This is a genomic window from Ruminiclostridium papyrosolvens DSM 2782, from assembly GCF_029318685.1.
In the GTDB taxonomy this organism is placed as follows: Bacteria; Bacillota; Clostridia; order Acetivibrionales; family DSM-1351; genus Ruminiclostridium; species Ruminiclostridium papyrosolvens.
On record NZ_CP119677.1, the window covers coordinates 3,803,493 to 3,821,543 of the forward strand.

The 18,051-nt window shown below is 36.3% G+C and carries 15 protein-coding genes and 1 other annotated feature; of the genes, 2 read left to right on the plus strand and 13 right to left on the minus strand.

All coding sequences use genetic code 11. The features are described 5' to 3' along the window. Position 1 precedes the first annotated feature (1 nt). A complete protein-coding gene (locus P0092_RS22175) occupies positions 2–178 on the minus strand; it encodes a 4Fe-4S binding protein (RefSeq protein ID WP_422784817.1) in 177 nt (58 codons plus the stop codon). Continuing rightward, the gene (locus tag P0092_RS22180) at positions 151–372 is read right to left on the minus strand and encodes a hypothetical protein (protein ID WP_040758139.1); all 222 of its coding nucleotides are present in this window, start codon (positions 370–372) and stop codon (positions 151–153) included. Before P0092_RS22180 ends, P0092_RS22175 begins: the two co-directional genes overlap by 28 nt. Positions 373–534: 162 nt before the next feature. On the opposite strand from P0092_RS22180, the gene P0092_RS17035 reads away from it, so the two are divergent. Both P0092_RS17035 and P0092_RS17040 read left to right on the plus strand, forming a co-directional pair. Then, positions 535–1,854 carry a nucleotide sugar dehydrogenase gene (locus tag P0092_RS17035; protein WP_004616090.1) on the plus strand — a complete coding sequence of 440 codons (1,320 nt, stop codon included), beginning with the start codon at positions 535–537 and terminating at the stop codon, positions 1,852–1,854. Positions 1,855–2,112: 258 nt separating this feature from the next. Continuing rightward, positions 2,113–3,966, plus strand: a complete 1,854-nt coding sequence (locus P0092_RS17040; protein ID WP_004616088.1) for a CotH kinase family protein — start codon at positions 2,113–2,115, stop codon at positions 3,964–3,966. A gap of 118 nt (positions 3,967–4,084) precedes the next feature. Here P0092_RS17040 and P0092_RS17045 read toward each other — a convergent pair whose 3' ends face one another. From P0092_RS17045 to P0092_RS17095, 11 genes are all read right to left on the minus strand, one after another. After that, positions 4,085–4,555: a GyrI-like domain-containing protein gene (locus P0092_RS17045; protein WP_004616086.1), complete on the minus strand. Its 471-nt coding sequence runs from the start codon at positions 4,553–4,555 to the stop codon at positions 4,085–4,087. 91 nt (positions 4,556–4,646) lie between these two features. Continuing rightward, a complete protein-coding gene (locus tag P0092_RS17050; protein WP_004616084.1) occupies positions 4,647–5,357 on the minus strand; it encodes a dockerin type I repeat-containing protein in 711 nt (236 codons plus the stop codon). Positions 5,358–5,438: 81 nt separating this feature from the next. Further along, positions 5,439–5,624 carry a hypothetical protein gene (locus P0092_RS17055; RefSeq protein WP_276186979.1) on the minus strand — a complete coding sequence of 62 codons (186 nt, stop codon included), beginning with the start codon at positions 5,622–5,624 and terminating at the stop codon, positions 5,439–5,441. Positions 5,625–5,736: 112 nt separating this feature from the next. Continuing rightward, a complete protein-coding gene (locus P0092_RS17060) occupies positions 5,737–7,164 on the minus strand; it encodes a cellulase family glycosylhydrolase (protein WP_004616082.1) in 1,428 nt (475 codons plus the stop codon). Positions 7,165–7,618: 454 nt separating this feature from the next. Further along, positions 7,619–9,583 carry a methionine--tRNA ligase gene (metG, locus tag P0092_RS17065; protein ID WP_004616080.1) on the minus strand — a complete coding sequence of 655 codons (1,965 nt, stop codon included), beginning with the start codon at positions 9,581–9,583 and terminating at the stop codon, positions 7,619–7,621. A 67-nt stretch (positions 9,584–9,650) separates the two neighbouring features. Beyond that, positions 9,651–9,899: a binding site (T-box leader), on the minus strand. A gap of 58 nt (positions 9,900–9,957) precedes the next feature. After that, positions 9,958–11,211, minus strand: a complete 1,254-nt coding sequence (locus P0092_RS17070) for an endo-1,4-beta-xylanase (protein WP_004616078.1) — start codon at positions 11,209–11,211, stop codon at positions 9,958–9,960. A gap of 13 nt (positions 11,212–11,224) precedes the next feature. After that, positions 11,225–12,358, minus strand: a complete 1,134-nt coding sequence (locus P0092_RS17075) for a 2-deoxy-scyllo-inosose synthase (protein WP_004616077.1) — start codon at positions 12,356–12,358, stop codon at positions 11,225–11,227. Between the two features lie 13 nt (positions 12,359–12,371). Continuing rightward, positions 12,372–13,364, minus strand: a complete 993-nt coding sequence (locus P0092_RS17080) for a hypothetical protein (RefSeq protein ID WP_004616076.1) — start codon at positions 13,362–13,364, stop codon at positions 12,372–12,374. 208 nt (positions 13,365–13,572) lie between these two features. Continuing rightward, the gene (locus P0092_RS17085) at positions 13,573–15,306 is read right to left on the minus strand and encodes an ABC transporter ATP-binding protein (protein ID WP_004616075.1); all 1,734 of its coding nucleotides are present in this window, start codon (positions 15,304–15,306) and stop codon (positions 13,573–13,575) included. Then, the gene (locus tag P0092_RS17090) at positions 15,299–17,053 is read right to left on the minus strand and encodes an ABC transporter ATP-binding protein (protein WP_004616074.1); all 1,755 of its coding nucleotides are present in this window, start codon (positions 17,051–17,053) and stop codon (positions 15,299–15,301) included. The genes P0092_RS17085 and P0092_RS17090 overlap by 8 nt, the downstream gene beginning before the upstream one ends. 76 nt (positions 17,054–17,129) lie before the next feature. Then, complete coding sequence (locus tag P0092_RS17095; RefSeq protein WP_004616073.1) at positions 17,130–18,050, minus strand: asparagine synthase-related protein; 921 nt, start codon at positions 18,048–18,050, stop codon at positions 17,130–17,132. Position 18,051 lies beyond the last annotated feature (1 nt).

Here is an 18,051-nt window from a genome sequence, read left to right on the forward strand (position 1 = left end):
TTCAAAGTAACATTTCATTGATACTGATGTTTGGATTGGTATAACGTCCCTTTTTTTCAGTACCTTTCCCAAATTGTATTGCCTTTGTGGGACAAAAATTTATACATGCCAGACACTGGTTACATTCCTTTCCCCACTTTGGTTTTTTATCTACTTTAATGCTTTTGCAGGTACACACCTTTTCACATATACCGCACCCATTACACTTGGAAATACAAATCCAATTATTTCACCGTCCTCAAGGTAATATTCAAATATTTCTGCTTCGCTGTTTACGGCAGAAGTTATGGATACTAATTTTGTGTCATTTTGTTGTGCAATGCTTTTAGCAATATATAGTGAATTTCCTGTGCCCGAAAACCAAAATATCATATTATCACCCTTTCAAACGATTATTTACGTTTATTCTCTCTATATTTCAGTCAATGTGTAACATGCCGTAAATCCCCAACATAATATATTAATAACCTATATTCTAACTGTATCACATTATGATACGAAATCATATACTTCTAAAATTAAGGATGATTTATCATGAGTCTGTATGAAAATATATTAAATCGCAAAGAAAAAATAGCGGTAATAGGCCTCGGATATGTAGGATTACCTCTTGCTATCGCGTTTTCTAAAAGAGCCTCTGTCATAGGTTATGACATAAGTATTGATAAAATAGAGTTATACAAAAAAGGTATAGATCCAACCAAAGAAGTAGGAGACGATGGAATAAAAAACTCTGCTGTAGAATTTACGTCGGATGAAACACGACTTAAGGAAGCAGGCTTTTTAATTATCTCGGTACCTACACCTGTTAAATCAGACCATACTCCCAATCTGAATCCCGTAGAAATGGCAAGCCGCCTTGTAGGCAGAAATCTTGCCAAAGGGACAATTGTTGTATATGAGTCCACTGTGTATCCCGGTGTCACCGAAGAAATCTGCATACCCATACTGGAGAAAGAATCTGGTATGAAATGCGGGGAAGATTTTAAAGTAGGCTATTCTCCCGAAAGAATAAACCCCGGAGATAAAACACACAGGCTTGAAAACATTATAAAAATTGTATCTGGCATAGACGAAGATGCACTTGATACAATAGCAAAGGTTTATGCAATGGTTATAAAAGCAGGCGTATACCCTGCTGAAACAATTAAAGTCGCGGAAGCGGCAAAGGTTATAGAAAACTCTCAACGAGATATTAATATTGCATTTATGAACGAAATCTCAATGGTTTTCAATAAAATGAACATTAATACTAAATCTGTGCTGGAAGCAGCGGGAACTAAATGGAATTTTCTGAAGTTTTCCCCCGGATTGGTGGGAGGGCACTGTATAGGTGTTGACCCTTACTATTTTACCTATAAGGCAGAACAGTTGGGATATCATTCTCAAATTATTCTCTCGGGCAGAAGAATTAATGATGTTATGGGAAAATATATTGTTGAGAATCTTATAAAAAACATGATTAGGGCTGATTTACCGGTCAGAAATTCCAAAGTCGCAATCCTTGGCTTTACTTTTAAAGAAAACTGTCCCGACACCCGCAATACAAGGGTTATAGATATAGTGGAAAGCCTCGGTGAATACGGAATTACACCCGTTGTTTCTGACCCCGAAGCTGATGCTTTGGAAGCAATACAGGAGTATGGTATTGCTTTGACTCCTATTGAAGACATCAGAGATATGGATGCAGTAATATTGGCCGTTAGCCATAACTCTTTTTTACAGCTGTCAAAAACTGATTTTGATAGGATGTTTAAGACTGATGTAAAAGAAAATAAAGTCATCGTGGACGTTAAAGGTGTATTAAGTATAAATGAGTTCGTTAATCCTGAGTATATTTATTGGAGTCTGTAAAATTTATTAACATCAAAGGGATTGTTACAAAATAGGAAGTTTTTCTGTTTTTGTGACAATCTTTTTTTATGCCGCTCACGTCACACTGTAAGCACTTTGTATTATATTTGTATATTTATGTAATATATGTTTGAAAATGTATGCCATGTAGAGTATAATTGTAATAGTATTAAAAATATTTTTTTAAAAGTATTTTTTATAAGCAAACTGAACCTTGAAAAATGAATATTTACTAATCTACTTATAGGAGGTATTTTTATGAAAAAAAGTCGTTTGCTGATTTTATCAGCATTTTTTACACTCTTCACCCTGCTATTACCCATGACAAGTGTCGGGGCAACTATAGTGTACGGAGATCTGAATACTGACAGTTCAATAGATTCTATAGACTATTCCATTTTGAAGGGTTATCTTTTTGGCAGTATAACCATTTCAAATCCTACAGCAGCCGATGTAAACGGAGACGGCAATATAGATGCTATTGATTTATCGTTAATGAAGCAATATATTCTGCACATTATTACCAAGTTTCCTGCTGATAATAATACAAATCCCGAAGATAACACTCCTGCAGCTCAATTGATTGGAGATATGGTTTTCTCTGTTCCAAGTTGTACCTTCAGCAACCAAGTAACAGTAACATTGAGCTCAAAAATTGCCAATTCTCAAATCCGCTATACTACCGACGGTAGTGTTCCTACCGCAAGTTCTCCTTTGTATAGCATTCCTTTAACCTTTACCAAGACAACACAGTTGAGAGCTCAATCCTTTGTAAACGGAGTTGTAAGCGGTAATATGGGTACTGCAGTATATGTTGCAAGTGCTATAAACACCAAGCATGACCTTCCTGTATTGATTCTTGACGCCTACGGTGGTGGGAAACCCGCTCGTGACTATAAAGATGTTGCAGTTATGCTGATGGAGCCCCAGAACAACGAAGCTTCATTATTACAAACGCCCACAGTCGCCACTCGTGCAGGTTTTCATGTGCGTGGTCAGTCCTCAGCTAATTACGAAAAGACTCCCTATCGTCTTGAGTTGTGGGATAACAAAAACGATGATGCCAAGTACTCTCTGCTAGGTATGCCGGGGGACGGCGATTGGGCATTGCTCTCACCTTTCCCTGATAAATCTCTGATAAGAAATGCTCTCGCTTATGAATTAGGGGCCAGTATGGGATTAAAATCACCAAGGTACAGATTTGTTGAAGTGTACCTGAATCTTGATAATCAACCCTTATCCTCCGCAGATTACCAAGGTGTATATCTGTTAACAGAAACTTTGGAAATAGACAAGGATCGTGTCAATATCAAAAAGCTTAAGGAAAAGGATCTTACAGAGCCGAATATTACCGGAGGTTATCTGATGCAGTTCAACATGATGGCAACTGATGGGCCGTTAGTAAAAGGGTCGGGATGGAATGATCTTGAGATAACAGACCCAGACGATTTACTGCCTGAACAACTAACTTGGATAAGCAACTATATTCAGAAGGTGCACAATTCTATTCACAGTTCTAATCCTTCTGATACAACCAACGGATACCCTGCTTACATTGACGTTGATTCTTTTATTAATTATATTATTGGAAATGAAATTGCTCGTGAAGGCGACTCATATATGCGCAGTACTTACATATACAAGGATCGTGGTGCAAAGCTCGCCGCCGGACCTCTTTGGGATTATGATCTGGCCTACAACTGTGTAACAGGTATGATGGGGTCAACAAACTACATAGAAGGCTGGCAGTTCCAACCAATGTTTGGTATGAGTTCAACATGCGACTGGTACTACAAGCTTATGCAGGACCCTACTTTTCAAAGCAAGATTAGTGCACGCTGGCAGGAATTGCGCAGCGGACCTCTTTCAGATGCACAGCTAAAAGCACTGGTTCAAAAGCTTACAACACCTTTAACAAACGGTGCTAAACGTAATTTCCAAAAGTGGAACAATCTAGGTACTAAAAATGTAGGTGGTTTCAGTACACAAACAACTCAAACCTGGGAAGAGCAAATATCAATTATACAGAACTTTCTTCTGCAAAGGGCAGCTTGGTTGGATAAATCAGGATGGAAACCAACTACTCGCACAAATCCCGGCTGGGGAGGTTAATCAAGATATATTAAAGGCATCAATCAAGGTTTTCTGATTGATGCCTTTTTTTATCTCCGTTATTTTCTCTGAATTACCTGCAATTAAAATTTCATATTACTCATTTAAAAATTCTGAATTAAAGAATATTTGGATTTATTCCTATATAGACGTCGATAATCATATCATCAAGAGTCAGTCCGGGCATGGGTTCATTTATCAGAACATTATACCCTACTGTTATCTGCTGCAAAGCATTTTCCTGGATAAATAAAAGCATTTCATTGTACGTCTTCTGCAAATCAGTCGGATTGCCTTTGTGTCTTGCATAAACTGCATTCGTCACCTTAAACAAAGGTTTAAATACATAGTCACCCGATAGTTCCAATTCCTTATCCATAGGCACAAGTATTTCCATGTCCAGTACAGGTTCTTCGTTCTGCGTGTCAATTGAAAAAGTTACCGTAACTATGGGCCCCGCCTGAGTTGCACCATTACTCTGAAGAAACTCTCCTATTTTCTCCATTTCATCGTCTAATTGTCTCTGAGTCATCTTTTTTCTAAGAGACAGAACATTTTCCATTATAAATTCTTTACCTGATTCCACCATGAGTTTACATATTCCCCTATCTATGTATAATATTTGCAAACATCTGCAACCAATATTATATATCATTATCAAATAGGTTACTATAGCTTTTTTAGTATATCATATCTACATATCCGTCAAGCCAATCCACCAAAGTCTGAGTGTAGGGTGACATATTTTCCTGGTCAACATCGCCATATTGCTTCAAAAATACGTACTGCAAAGCTCCATTCTTTACGATATTTCCCCCATAAACATTTATCCCCATATCACAAGCAGCATTCTGAGGATTCGTTATTGTTCCCTGTGAGGCCAGATATAAATCTAAATACATAGACTCAATCTCAATTTTAGGAACTTTTATAGTTGAGGGATCTACATTTGGTGTTATGTTTCCGCTGGTGTAAATATTTCCTTGTTTATCTATACTTAATCTTATATTTCTATATCCCCATGCACCATTTACATAACTATATTGAAATACTGTTTGTGGCATGTTCCTTAGTATATCCGCTGATGGCAGTGATGCCAGTGAACCTGATATAAATTTGTTCAGCAGATCGAAATCCTGTCTGTTAATATATCCGTCATCATTAACATCCATTGTGTAGTCCGCCATATCATATGGAAATGTATTTGTGTAGCCGGATACGTATAGATTCAGAATTGCCGCGTCAGTCACATTGACAAGTCCGTCCCCATTTGCATCACCAATAATTAAACCACCTTCCTGAGCCGCTACAGGAAATGCCCCACAAGTAATCAATAAAGCCAGTACCAGAGCCATTGCAAAAACCGCTTTACTTTTTCTTAAACCTTTCATTTTTATTCCTCCTTAAAATTATAATAAAGTACACTATATACCAATATTACCATTTTAAAGAAATACAGTAAATATATTCTGCTATTCAAATAGATTTAATCCATGTCTTAAATAATAATTTACCGCATCGTAATTATTCTTATGGTCATTGATATAATACCCAAAGGATTGATACATTTGATTTAAGCCTATTTGATAGTTATTATACTTCATGGAAATCTTTCTGTTGCCTTCGATATTTTGAAATTCAAAGCCCACCATTTTCATATATTCGCAAAGGCTTATAGAGAATATAGGGAAATATTTACTATTTTATGAAAAAAGTATCATTCATCAGGCTTTTACACCTTTTGAATGATACTTTTTTTAATACTATTGTTTAGTTGCTTGGAAGTATGGTTACCATACCAAGGAGATATTTTTTCAAAACTACAAGGTCAAATGCATTTACTTCATTGTCGAGATTAACATCCAAATTCTTTACATAAGCATGGTCAGCATTCAAAAGATATTTCTTTAAGCCTGCAAAATCAAGTGAGTCAACATATCCATCGTTGTTAATATCTCCATATACAATTACAGGGTCAGGATCATTCTGTGCTTCAAAAGCATATTTCACCATTCCATCCATGATTTCAGGGAACTTGAACTGACAGTTTCTTCTATCTAAGAAACCAAATAATTCACCGGTACCTGAGAAATTATTGTTATCCCACAATACGCATAATATACCACGTGCTTTGGCTTGTGCAACATAATAGGACATATATTCTACTCTTGTCTTCAGATTGTTCTTGTCTACTGCTCCACATTCACCGATTATTACAGGAATGCCCCTGCTTGTATATTTATTATAAATATTATCCATAAACCAAGTAACTTCACTTTGATCTTTTGAATCATTTATATTCCAAGTACTTACTCCTCCACTGGACATTGACTGTCCTGCAAAAACCCAAGGACAGTATGCATGTACGGATACAATTAATTTATTATTATTACTTGAAATATCATTTGGCATTTTAAAGTAATCATTTGTTGCTCCATCAGGAGATGCAACATATCCCGGACACATTAAATATCTGCTTGCATTTTTTCCACCTGTTGCACGTACTGTATTAACAAAATCCTGATTAAGTTGATTAATACAATTAATAGAATCAAGTACATCGGAATTTTTTAAATCAGGCCACCACTCATTAGCATGTCCTACAAGACGAGGCTCGTTCATTCCTTCAAAAATAAGATGCTCATCATAGTTTGCAAACTTAGCAGCAACCTGTGCCCATACACTGGTTATAAATTTCTTAGAGCTTGTCAAATATTGACTACTTGGGAAATAACCTTTTGCTTTGTCAATGTCATGATGTGTGTTTAAAATGACATACATTTTATTATCTATACAATAATTTACTACTTCTTGAACACGATTCATCCACACATCACTGATTTTGTAATCTGAGCCACTTAAGTGTGGAAACCAGGATACAGGAATACGAACTGTATTGAATCCTTTTTGCTTTATGGTATCAATCATCTGCTTAGTTGTTTTGATACCGCTCCAGGATGTTTCATAATCCAATTCATTAGTAATATTTGTACCGTTATTTGCATCAAATGTATTACCCAGATTCCATCCAAGCCTTAATTTCTTTACAAAATTCATTGCATCATTACCGGGAACGTTCTTTTGCTGAATCTGAAGATTCGGGATAAGTGAAGCATCATAAGCATTAGCATTTTGCAGTGGCAATAATGCTGTAAAAATCATTAGAAAACATAATAAAAAGGCTGTTGTTTTTTTCATTAAATTTGACCCCCTCAATTAATAATAGTTTGTAATTACCAGTTCACATTAAAATAAAAATGTGACTTGCTGCTTGAGATAAGAGGTATAATTTGAGATGCTGTATTTGAATAATGTATGTGTAACATACACATTGACGTTAATAGCATAGTCGGCTTAATTATGTATTAAGCCTGAAGACAGGAAGTACTAAAATATATATAATTTCATTAGGTGCTGCATTATCTTACCTCATAAAAACTACTTTTCTGCCCCCCTTTCAAAATACCGTTATTTCATAGATTACTTTTAGAATTGGTTTAATGTTTCTAGCAAAGAAATAAAAATATTTACTGTAATTTACTGTAAATATTATACTTTAATATGAACCACTATTCAATTGGTTTTTATTTTATCTACATAAAAAGGATGCACCAATCACCCGGTACATCCCCTCTTTGTCAACTACAAACTTTTATCTTATTTCCGCACCTGCCGGCATCGGTTTTTCAGGTACCATAAGTGCAAGTTCTCCATTTTCATCCTCTGCACATAGTAGCATACCCTCGGACAAAACTCCTGCCAGTTTTACAGGCTTGAGATTTACCAACACCATTACCTTTTTGCCAACCATTTGTTCCGGCGTATAATGCTTCTTTATACCTGAAACAATCTGCCTAATCTGCCCGCCTACTTTTACCTGTGAGCACAACAACTTCTTGGATTTTGGAACCTCTGCACATTCCACAATTTCGCCAACCTGAAACTGCATTTTTGTAAAATCATCATATGAGATTTCTTCCTTTGCAGCCACTTCAATAACATTTTCCTTCTTTTCCTCTGCAACAGTTGGTGAAGTTGTTTCAGGCTCGTCTTTTTGCCCCACTTTCTCCAATATGTCCTTTATATCCAATCTCAAAAACAGGATTTCTGGTGTTTCAGTGACTTTCGCTCCTGATTTGTACTGCCCGTAAACCTTCATATCCTCTAACGACCTGATGGAGGTATTTAACTGTGCAACAATTTTTTGTGCAGTCTCAGGCATGAATGCTTCCAATAAGCTTGCTCCGGTCACAATGCTTTCTACCAGATTGTACAATACCGTTTCCAGCCTTGGCTTTTTGTCTTCATCCTTTGCAAGTATCCAAGGCATTGTTTCATCAATATACTTATTGCAACGTTTGAATAATGAAAAAATCTCTGAAAGTGCATCTGCAACTCTCAATTTATCCATTTTTTCAACTACTGTTTCAGGTGTTTTCAGAGTTAACTCAATGAGTTCATTGTCGATTTCTTCCCTGACATTTGAATTATTTACAACACCTGAAAAATACTTGTTGCTCATAGCAATTACTCTGTTAACCAGATTTCCCAGCACATTTGCCAAGTCCGAATTTATACGTTCAGTAATCAATTCCCAGGAAATTACACCATCATTATCAAAGGGCATTTCATGAAGAACATAGTATCTGACTGCATCTACTCCGAAAATGTCAACCAGTTCATCTGCATATATTACATTTCCCTTGGATTTGCTCATTTTACCGTTACCCATCAACAGCCACGGATGTCCAAATACTTGCTTAGGAAGCGGTACCTCCATTGCCATAAGCATAATCGGCCAATATATTGTATGGAACCTTAAAATATCCTTGCCTATCAGGTGCATATCGGCAGGCCAGTATTTATTAAATTTTTCATCATTATTTCCGTCAACATCAAAGCCCAGACCTGTAATATAGTTGCTCAGTGCATCAAGCCACACATATACAACATGCTTGTCATCAAAATCTACAGGAATTCCCCATTTGAAGGAGGTTCTTGACACACACAAGTCCTGTAGTCCCGGCAGCAGAAAATTGTTCATCATTTCATTTTTTCTGGACTCAGGCTGAATAAATTCAGGATGTTCATTAATGTGCTGAATCAAACGGTCCGCATATTTACTTAGCTTTAGGAAGTATGCTTCCTCTTTAGCAGGATGACATTCTCTTCCGCAGTCGGGACATTTACCGTCTACTAACTGTGAAGGCGTAAAAAATGCTTCGCAGGGTGTACAGTACATTCCTTCATAGTGTCCCTTATAAATATCCCCCTGTTCATATAGCTTTTTGAAAATCTTCTGAACCTGCTTTTCATGATATTCGTCAGTTGTACGTATGAATTTATCATATGTTGTATTCATTAAGTCACAAATTCGCTTTATTTCTACAGCAAAATTATCAACGTATTCTTTCGGGCTGATACCGACTTCCTTGGCCTTCAGTTCTATTTTCTGGCCATGCTCATCAGTCCCGGTCTGAAAACGTACATCGTAGCCCTGCATTCTTTTAAATCTTGCAAAGCTATCAGCCAATACTATTTCAAAAGTATTACCTATGTGAGGTTTACTGGATGTGTATGCAATAGCCGTAGTCAAATAATAAGGTTTTTTTGACATTTTTACTCCTCCTGATTTACTGTCTGTCTTTTGGTTAAAATAAAAAACGTCTTTAAATAAATAATTATTTAAAGACGAGAAAACTCGTGTTACCACTTTAATTTACTTTTGCCTCACGGCAAAAAGCCTTAACAACTGCAATAAATACAGTATGCACTATAACGGGTGTTCCCGTCCCTGCCTAAAGCCGAAATTCCAGCCCTCAGCAAAGAAGCTCCGAGTCCATCTTCAACAATTTCACGACTCCCCTGTTCTCAGCACTCCCAAGGTTCTCTGTAATCGTTACCTCGTCTACTCTTCTCTTCACAGCCTGTTAACATTATTAATATTAGTCTAAAGCTAACACGATTTGTTGTCAAGGGGATTAGTCCCAGTTATATTAAAGCAACTTTAATTTCTTTACTTTCTTCCCCTCTATCCAGCTTGAAATTGCCTTTCATTCCGACTGCTATTGCTTCATAGTCTCCAAAGAAGCCTGAAACCGTTACTTCGCCATTTTTATCTGTAACTGCATTAAACGCCCCCGTCCACCATTGCTTCTTGATAAGTTTATGTAACTCATCATATATGGGTTTCAGCCTATTGTCCTGTGACACAAAACCTGTTGGTGCACCAAGCCATTGTCCGTCTACAAAGTCCCACCAGGTTATTGATTCTACAAGAGGATGAGAAAACAGTGTCTTATAATGCAAGGCTGCCTCTTTTGCCTGACGTTCTTCTCCTTCCGGGGTGGAAGGCCATTTATCAATAACATAATCATTAAAATCTTCTATTCCTCGTGGCATGGTATGTCCTGATACCAAGGTGGACTCTGTAAAGTGAATTGGAAGCATAAAACATGAAAATCTCTCCAGAACCTCACAGGTTCTTTCAACTCCCCAGTACCCCTGATGCATATGTGATTGAATTCCTATGGCATCAATGGAGACTCCTGCTTCAAGGCAGCCCTCAATTAATATTTCATAAGCATCAATGCCTGTATAAACAAAATCATTAATCATCAGAAAAGCACCCGGGTTCGATTCCTTTGCGGCAGAAAACATCTCCTGTACGGCACAAATCCGCCCCATGCTTTTGCAAATTCTGGTTATTCCGTTATCGTATTTATTAAATATTGGCATAATAACCGCTTCATTAACTACATCCCAAATATCTATTAATCCGGTAAAATTTTTCATTTCACGCCGGATACGTTCAAGCTGCAATTCAAGGATTTTAGCATTTGTCATGTCAAGGAGCCAAGACGGGGCCAAAGTGTGCCAGCACAAGGGATGTCCCTTTATTGTACAGCCGTTTTCCTTAAACCATTGGGCGGTTTTCTTCAATCTTTCGGTATCCGGTTGACCTCTTACATTTTCAAAGTTACTCCAATAGAATGGCAGCGTCACATAATTGAACAGGTCGAAAAATTTTTTAAATATCCATTTGGCTCTTTCATTTTCCTCCTGATTAAGCTCATTATTGGCAAAGGGTATGGAGCTGAATTCCGCACATCCAAAAAGAAATTGGTGCTTTGTCTGTCTGATTGAAACCACTGTATTTGCAACGGGTTTTCCATTTTGTCCAATCAACTTTAATTTTCTCGTACCCATACGATGTTCGTATTTCTTATAGTATTCAATATCCATAGTTTCTTCCTTTCTATTTCATGTACATCCTGTTTATTGCTTGCATAACCAATTCCATGGGAACAGCCGTAAGTATGCTGTGATTAAAGGTTTTGCCAACCCTGTCCAAAAGCACCATTTGGACAGTTCCTTCCTCAACGGCGGTATATCCCCTCTTGTTGTCATATTTCAATATGGATAAGATGGTGTCAGCATTTATTTTTCCGTCTATGGCTGTGGGGGCTCCTGCCTTTTCCAGTAGTGTTCTGTGTATTTTAATATCTTTGTCCGGCAGATGTCCCAGCATATGGGATATTTCAGCTGCACACAGCATTCCCAAGCCCACCGCTTCTCCATGAGTTACAATCCCCCCACCTGCCAGCTCTATGGCATGTCCGATTGTATGGCCATATTCCAATATCAACGCACCTTTTTTTTCATAGGCATCATTTTTCATAACCTGTGTTTTGGCTTTTACGGACATTTCAATAAAATAACGGTAATTTCCCCCGGTATAGCTGCAATCCGCATTAAGTATATCTGACAGCCGCTCTATATTTTCAGGTAAAATAGTAAGCACATTCTTAATTGTTTCGCACAAACCGGATATAATCTCTTTTTTAGGTAATGTTTTCAGAAATTCAGTGCTTGTTATTACCATTTCGGGAGTATGGAATACACCTATTAGATTTTTACCGTAATCTGAATTGATGGCTTGTTTTAATGACAGCACAGAGTCGGATATTGCCATAAGAGATGTTGGTATATGTATAAACTTTATTCCACGAAACAGTAGTGCAGCAACCATTCCTGCCATATTTCCGCATATACCTCCGCCAAGTCCTATAATACATGTACGTCTGGTTGCTTTTAATGAAATAACCTTTTCTATCATTTCTTGCAAAACCGTCAGGTTCTTGGTCTTTTCTGTACACTCAAATATAATCAATTCACACCTGTAGTTTTTCCTTATACGTTTTACAATATCTTGTCCATATATTCCTCCAATATTTTTATCACTTAAAATTACAAAGGAATCAATGTCCTCTAAATCGGACAGTCTTTCCGTAATATTCTCAAAATCGTTATATAAATAGTATTTAAAGGATTTGTCCCCGAACTGAATATCAAAAGTACTGCATGAATTCTCTGCATAAGCATTCTTCATCCTACCACCACCCTTAATTATTTGTAATCATACTGTCCATGGAATCAAACAGGCTATTATAAAGCTTGCTTTCCATATCATATATTTGGCACAGCTTATGATAATATTTCTTCTTATCCTGTACTCCGCCTCTTAACTGGTCTCTATATGCCAAATCCCTCATAACTGCCCACGCCTTATAGATTTCCTCCATCAAGGGTACATATTTACTGTTTTCCCCCAGTATGTTTCTGAACTTAAACAAATTTGAAGCCGAAGCAACTTTATTATTGAAACAAGCTGTCTCACTCATATCAAATTCATTTATGTTTTCAGCCAGTGTTCGTATGCTTTTCAAACCATTATGAATTATTTCACTGTTTGCCATAAGATTATTTATCATTGTATTTTTATATAATTGAGGGTCATCATTTACTTTAATTTGGGGATTTATTTTTGATATCAGCCTTATTGTCGGCAAGCCGCCTTGTACGTAATTAACAACTCCTTCATGACATTTTTTCATATCCTGAAAGCTTATTTCATGCTTATAGAAGCATCTTTCCGAATCTGATTCCATGCCATTGGCTTCTGCAGTCAGAAATACCTTCCTTTCCGAATTAAAACCGTAAATCAATATACTTTGGTAGTGATGGTGCTGCAGATAAAACAAGTCATGGTACGGATGCTTGTAATAGAACCCATCAATTGGAATTATGATTAGCTTGTCATGAAGTAATGCTTCTTTTATTATATCTACAATATCATGGCAGTACTCAAATTTGCTTTCCGTAAGTATTCCGTTATATTTCTCCAAATCTTCTACGGGTCGAATCTGGTAATTTCGGACTACCAGCGACAAACCGGCAGGTGTTTTCTCCAGATTATATGCAAAATAATCATTGGATATATAGCTGAAAATACTTCCGTTAAAAGCTTTTATTGCTGTAAAAAGAGCTAAGAAAAAACAGTCAACATAATAGACCGTATTAAAAGGAGAAACATTTTTTATTTCATAATGTTTCATTTGTATCTGACCTCCTTACTTATGGTATCAGGCGGGTTTTCTTACATATTTTATAGTAATATAAACCACGAGTCAGTTCCACTATATGTATTTGTAGGAATTATAAGTAAGATAAAAAGAAATGCTATGGCATTATATAGTGCTAATGTAATAAAAACCCATAACAAAAAAAGCCATGGCACATGTCATGACTTTTCTTATATACCGCTTACACGGCTACCTTCTGCTCATCAATTAATTGCTTGTACAGACCATTATTATTTAAAAGTGTATCATGGTCTCCCCTTTCAGCAATATATCCGTCTTTTACGACAATGATTTCATCAGCATCCTTAATAGTTGATAATCTGTGTGCTACAACAAACATTATGCCGCCTTTGTCATACACAATATCATTTATATTCTGCTGCAAAATTTCTTCTGTTGAAATATCTATGGCTGAAGTTGCTTCATCCAGAATATAAATATCAACGTCCTTTGTAAACAGTCTCGCCAATGCAAGTCTTTGTCTTTCTCCACCTGACAGGGTAATACCTCTGTCCCCGATTTCAGTGGATAAGCCAGCCTCCTGCTTTTTAATAAAATCATAAAAGCAGACTTTTTTGCATACTTCCACGATTTTTTCGTCTGCTGTGTCATATCCAAACAGAATATTATTTCTAATTGTATCTGCGAACAAAAATGTATCCTGAAAACAAATTGCTGTCTTTTTACCTATCCATTCGTCACTGTCAATTGTACTTAAATCAATACCGTTGACTTTTATAGTCCCTCCTGTTGGCTTAATGATAGACAGCAATAGCTTGATAATTGTAGATTTACCTCCACCGCTGGGGCCTACTATCGCTATTTTCTTCTTACCTTCTATCTTAAAGCTCACATCCCTTAAGACCTCTTCTTTTGAGTTATCGTCGTATTTGAAGCTGACGTTGCAAAACTCTATGGTTTTTATCTTACCTATATTTGCACATGATTCCGGTTTCTCTGTATCATAAGTAAGTTTTTGAACCCTTGATATTTTTGCAACAATTTTTGATAAATCCGTTGCTTCATTATACACTACTTCAGCAGAGTTGAGGAAAAGGTCGCAGTATCTGTAAATTGCTACATATACGGCAATGCTCATACTGCTATTTATAACAAGATATCCTCCATATAACAGGAAAAACACCATCAAGGTCCATTTAATTATATTTGTAGTCAGGAATTGTAAATTCTCCATGTTTTTTAATTTCTTGGCCTTAACATAATACCTGTCGAATACTCTTATTCTTCTGTCCTTTTCCCATTTTGCGCGATTGTACGCCAGCACCTCTCTGGTAGCAGCAACCCCTTCTTCAGTAACTTTATGTATTAGCGTCACATCTACAAAGTAGTCATCCATTGCCACTAAGAATTTCTCTGTAAATATTTTACCTATTAACAGATATAGCCCTCCCAGTACAACGGTTATCAGCAATATGTATATACTTATTCTTCCGAGTAGGAACATGAGCACCAGCATTTGAACAACAAAACTTATACTCTGGGTTTTTTGCTTTATGCCTGAACCGATAGCCTGTATGTCTTGTGTAAGCACATCCACATATGTGGCATTTGAGGTCTCTTTTAGTTTACCTAACGGCATAGCATATACAGCTGATAAAACCATTTTGGTTAAATTGTCTACAAGTGGGATTTGTAACAGTTTGAGTCCGAAATATTCCATAATCGAAGGAAAAATACCTTTTGCAATGAGTATTCCTGCCAAACTTAAAGCTAATACTACAGTTGTATGCAGCTGATTATCCAGAACGCTGTTAATAATGGATTGCAGTACAAAAACTTCACTTAATGTAATAAAAGCAAATGCCAAAGACAAAAGAATAATAATTGCTATCTTTATTTTTATTTTTTCTATTTTAGACAGCACCCAGGACAAGTTGGAAAATACTTTATTCATCACCGCCTATTACCCCTTTTTTCACAAGATTATAAAAGCATGTACCTTCTTTAAATAAGCTGTTGAAATCACCGTCTTCAACAATCCTGCCTTCATTTAGTACAAGTATTCTGCTGAATTGTTTTATGACTGAAAGCCTGTGTGAAACCATAAGCATTGTTTTGCCGTCAGATATGTCAAAAAGATTGTTCATAACCTTTGCTTCCGTAATGGAATCCAAATCAGATGTTATTTCATCCAACAAGTAGATTTGAGGAGCTTTAAGTATAACTCTGGCAATTGATAATCTCTGTCTTTGGCCTCCCGACAGATTTTCGCCCCTGCTTCCCAGCATAGTATCATAACCGTCTTTCATATTTTCAATAAATTCATGAGCTTCTGCCAATCTAACCGCTTTAGTAAAATCATCTTCGGCAGCATCCGGCTTTGCAAATTTCAGATTTTCCTTTATGGTTTCAGAAAAAAGAAACATCTCCTGAAATACAATACCAAAAGAATTGCGAAGGTCATTAAACCTATAGTCTTTTATTGGTACACCGTCTATGAGTATTTCGCCCTCACAGCAGTCATAGCATCTAAGCAGAAGTTTCAGAATTGTTGTTTTACCGTTGCCGCTTCCACCTACTATTACAACTTTTTCGCCTTCGGCAATATTGGTAGTAAGATTATTTAGAATACCAGCTTGATTTTCATAATTAAAGCTCACATTGTTAAAGGTAATACTCCCCTTGATTTTGTTATTAGTGGGATTTTCGCTTTCTTTAACAGTAGGCTCAATATGCATAAAGGTATAAGGCTTTTCAGCATCGGTCAGATTTTTATTCTGGTTAATCAATAAATTAGTCAGTTTGGATAATGCAGTAATCGCCATGGATACATATGCATAATACGCAACTATATTACCTACTGAAAAGAAATTTCCGTCTGCATTATTTATTCCTAGAATAAAATATGTTCCGATTGCTACGGCTTGAAAAAAGTTAACGTAGTTCAATATCCTTTGTTCCAGCCCCAGATTTCTAAGTTTCTTGCTGTTGAGGTTACCCAGCTCAGAAATTACCCCTTTGGAAATCCAGCTGCCTGAGTTGTATCCCCGAACATCTCTTACAGATTCAATGCAGTCATATACCTTCTTATAATGCAAATTTGTAACATCTCTTATTTCCATATTTCTGGTATATATGCGCCTGCTGGATACTAACGTCACAGCCGCTACGCAAAGACAGCAAATTAAAACCGTTGCAATAAAGTAAATATTTTTGCTTAGAATAATCATTATCATAGGAAGTGTGAAGGCACACAATAACCGCATTGTATTTGGAATAAAGTCATAGTATAAAAAGTAGACGGACAATACATTCTGATATGTCTTGGCCAAAAAATCTCCTCTTGGCGTTTTTTCAAAATAGTCATAGCCCAAATCTCTTGCCTTGTCTATAACTGCATATTGTATTACCTTTGTTCCCTTCTCGCAAAAAACCATACCGCATAATCCGTGTAAAAGACGGACAATAATAATCACAGCCACAATCAAAACAGTGTATGCCACAAGTCTTGTAACAATGGAAAAATCCTTACTTATGGCAACAACGTCAATAAATTTTTGAATCTGCTTTGGCAACAGTATAAAACAGGTTTCCTGAATTGCTACAAGTACAAAATACGAAATTACATAGAAAGTGTACTTTTTTAAAAACGTAAAGCACCATAAGTACAACTTAAAATGATTGACCTTTTCTTCTTTCATAAATTTCTCCTAAATTTTACGTTATTTCCATTATTATCAAAATTATACCAATAAACCCAGTCAAGTTCAATTAATATTACAGTAATTGCCCATTTAGTCCAAGTTTTTCAACAATACATTTCATTTCACAGTTCAGCTCCTTTGAAATCATATCTTTAAAATAACTTGTGGCATGTTCAAATTCTTCTTTAGTTAAGCTTCCGTTTTCATAATCCAATTTAAACTCATTTAATTCATGGAACTTAAATCCCAGTTTTTCTTTAAATATTCCAAAAAGACTTGTCAGTTTGCAGCCTGAAGTGGTATATTCTGCATTTGATACACCGGGTGTGGGGTTTTCCCATTGATACTCTTCCTGAAGCTCCTTTTTTATTTGAGAAATGTTGTAACCAAAATACAAGAAGGGATGGATTACAGAGACACTTTCGGGGCAAATGAACATCTTGTCAACAATATCTTTTACAACACAATCTGTTTTGTACCGTTGTGTGGTTTTTATAGTTTCATAGGCATTGTCAAATCTTGCTTTCAGCATCTCCTCTGCTATATTTATCATGCGTTCGGACATTTGTGCCTTTGTACCAAAGATTTGTGCTGCGGTTGTACCGCTTGCCACAAAAGGAATACCCATATTGTCTGCAAAATGCATTCCTAACGAGGTAAAATAACGGTTGCATAAATAACACAAAGGATTATCATCTAAATCTATTATAGCGGGATCTATTAACAAAAAATTATAGAATTTTAGTATATCCCTTACCTTTGGCTTGTAGATAAAAAGGTCAAGATTCAGTTGATCCGCAACTTTTTTTGCCTGAGCATCATCCTCAAAACTGTTATCTACAGTAAACAGACAAACTCTTTGACCTTTTACCTGTTTAATGAGATGGGCCAAATATGTACTATCCTTTCCTCCGCTGAACAGTACGAGACAATCATATTTTGATGTCCCGTTTTTTTCTGATAATTTATTATAAAAAACATTTTCAAGTGACATA

Coding starts and splice junctions, on each gene's coding strand:
- P0092_RS22180 (WP_040758139.1), bottom strand. CDS start 372: ATGATATTTTGGTTTTCGGGCACAGGAAATTCACTATATATTGCTAAA.
- P0092_RS17035 (WP_004616090.1), top strand. CDS start 535: ATGAGTCTGTATGAAAATATATTAAATCGCAAAGAAAAAATAGCGGTA.
- P0092_RS17040 (WP_004616088.1), top strand. CDS start 2,113: ATGAAAAAAAGTCGTTTGCTGATTTTATCAGCATTTTTTACACTCTTC.
- P0092_RS17045 (WP_004616086.1), bottom strand. CDS start 4,555: ATGGTGGAATCAGGTAAAGAATTTATAATGGAAAATGTTCTGTCTCTT.
- P0092_RS17050 (WP_004616084.1), bottom strand. CDS start 5,357: ATGAAAGGTTTAAGAAAAAGTAAAGCGGTTTTTGCAATGGCTCTGGTA.
- P0092_RS17055 (WP_276186979.1), bottom strand. CDS start 5,624: ATGAAAATGGTGGGCTTTGAATTTCAAAATATCGAAGGCAACAGAAAG.
- P0092_RS17060 (WP_004616082.1), bottom strand. CDS start 7,164: ATGAAAAAAACAACAGCCTTTTTATTATGTTTTCTAATGATTTTTACA.
- metG (WP_004616080.1), bottom strand. CDS start 9,583: ATGTCAAAAAAACCTTATTATTTGACTACGGCTATTGCATACACATCC.
- P0092_RS17070 (WP_004616078.1), bottom strand. CDS start 11,211: ATGGATATTGAATACTATAAGAAATACGAACATCGTATGGGTACGAGA.
- P0092_RS17075 (WP_004616077.1), bottom strand. CDS start 12,358: ATGAAGAATGCTTATGCAGAGAATTCATGCAGTACTTTTGATATTCAG.
- P0092_RS17080 (WP_004616076.1), bottom strand. CDS start 13,364: ATGAAACATTATGAAATAAAAAATGTTTCTCCTTTTAATACGGTCTAT.
- P0092_RS17085 (WP_004616075.1), bottom strand. CDS start 15,306: ATGAATAAAGTATTTTCCAACTTGTCCTGGGTGCTGTCTAAAATAGAA.
- P0092_RS17090 (WP_004616074.1), bottom strand. CDS start 17,053: ATGAAAGAAGAAAAGGTCAATCATTTTAAGTTGTACTTATGGTGCTTT.
- P0092_RS17095 (WP_004616073.1), bottom strand. CDS start 18,050: ATGTCACTTGAAAATGTTTTTTATAATAAATTATCAGAAAAAAACGGG.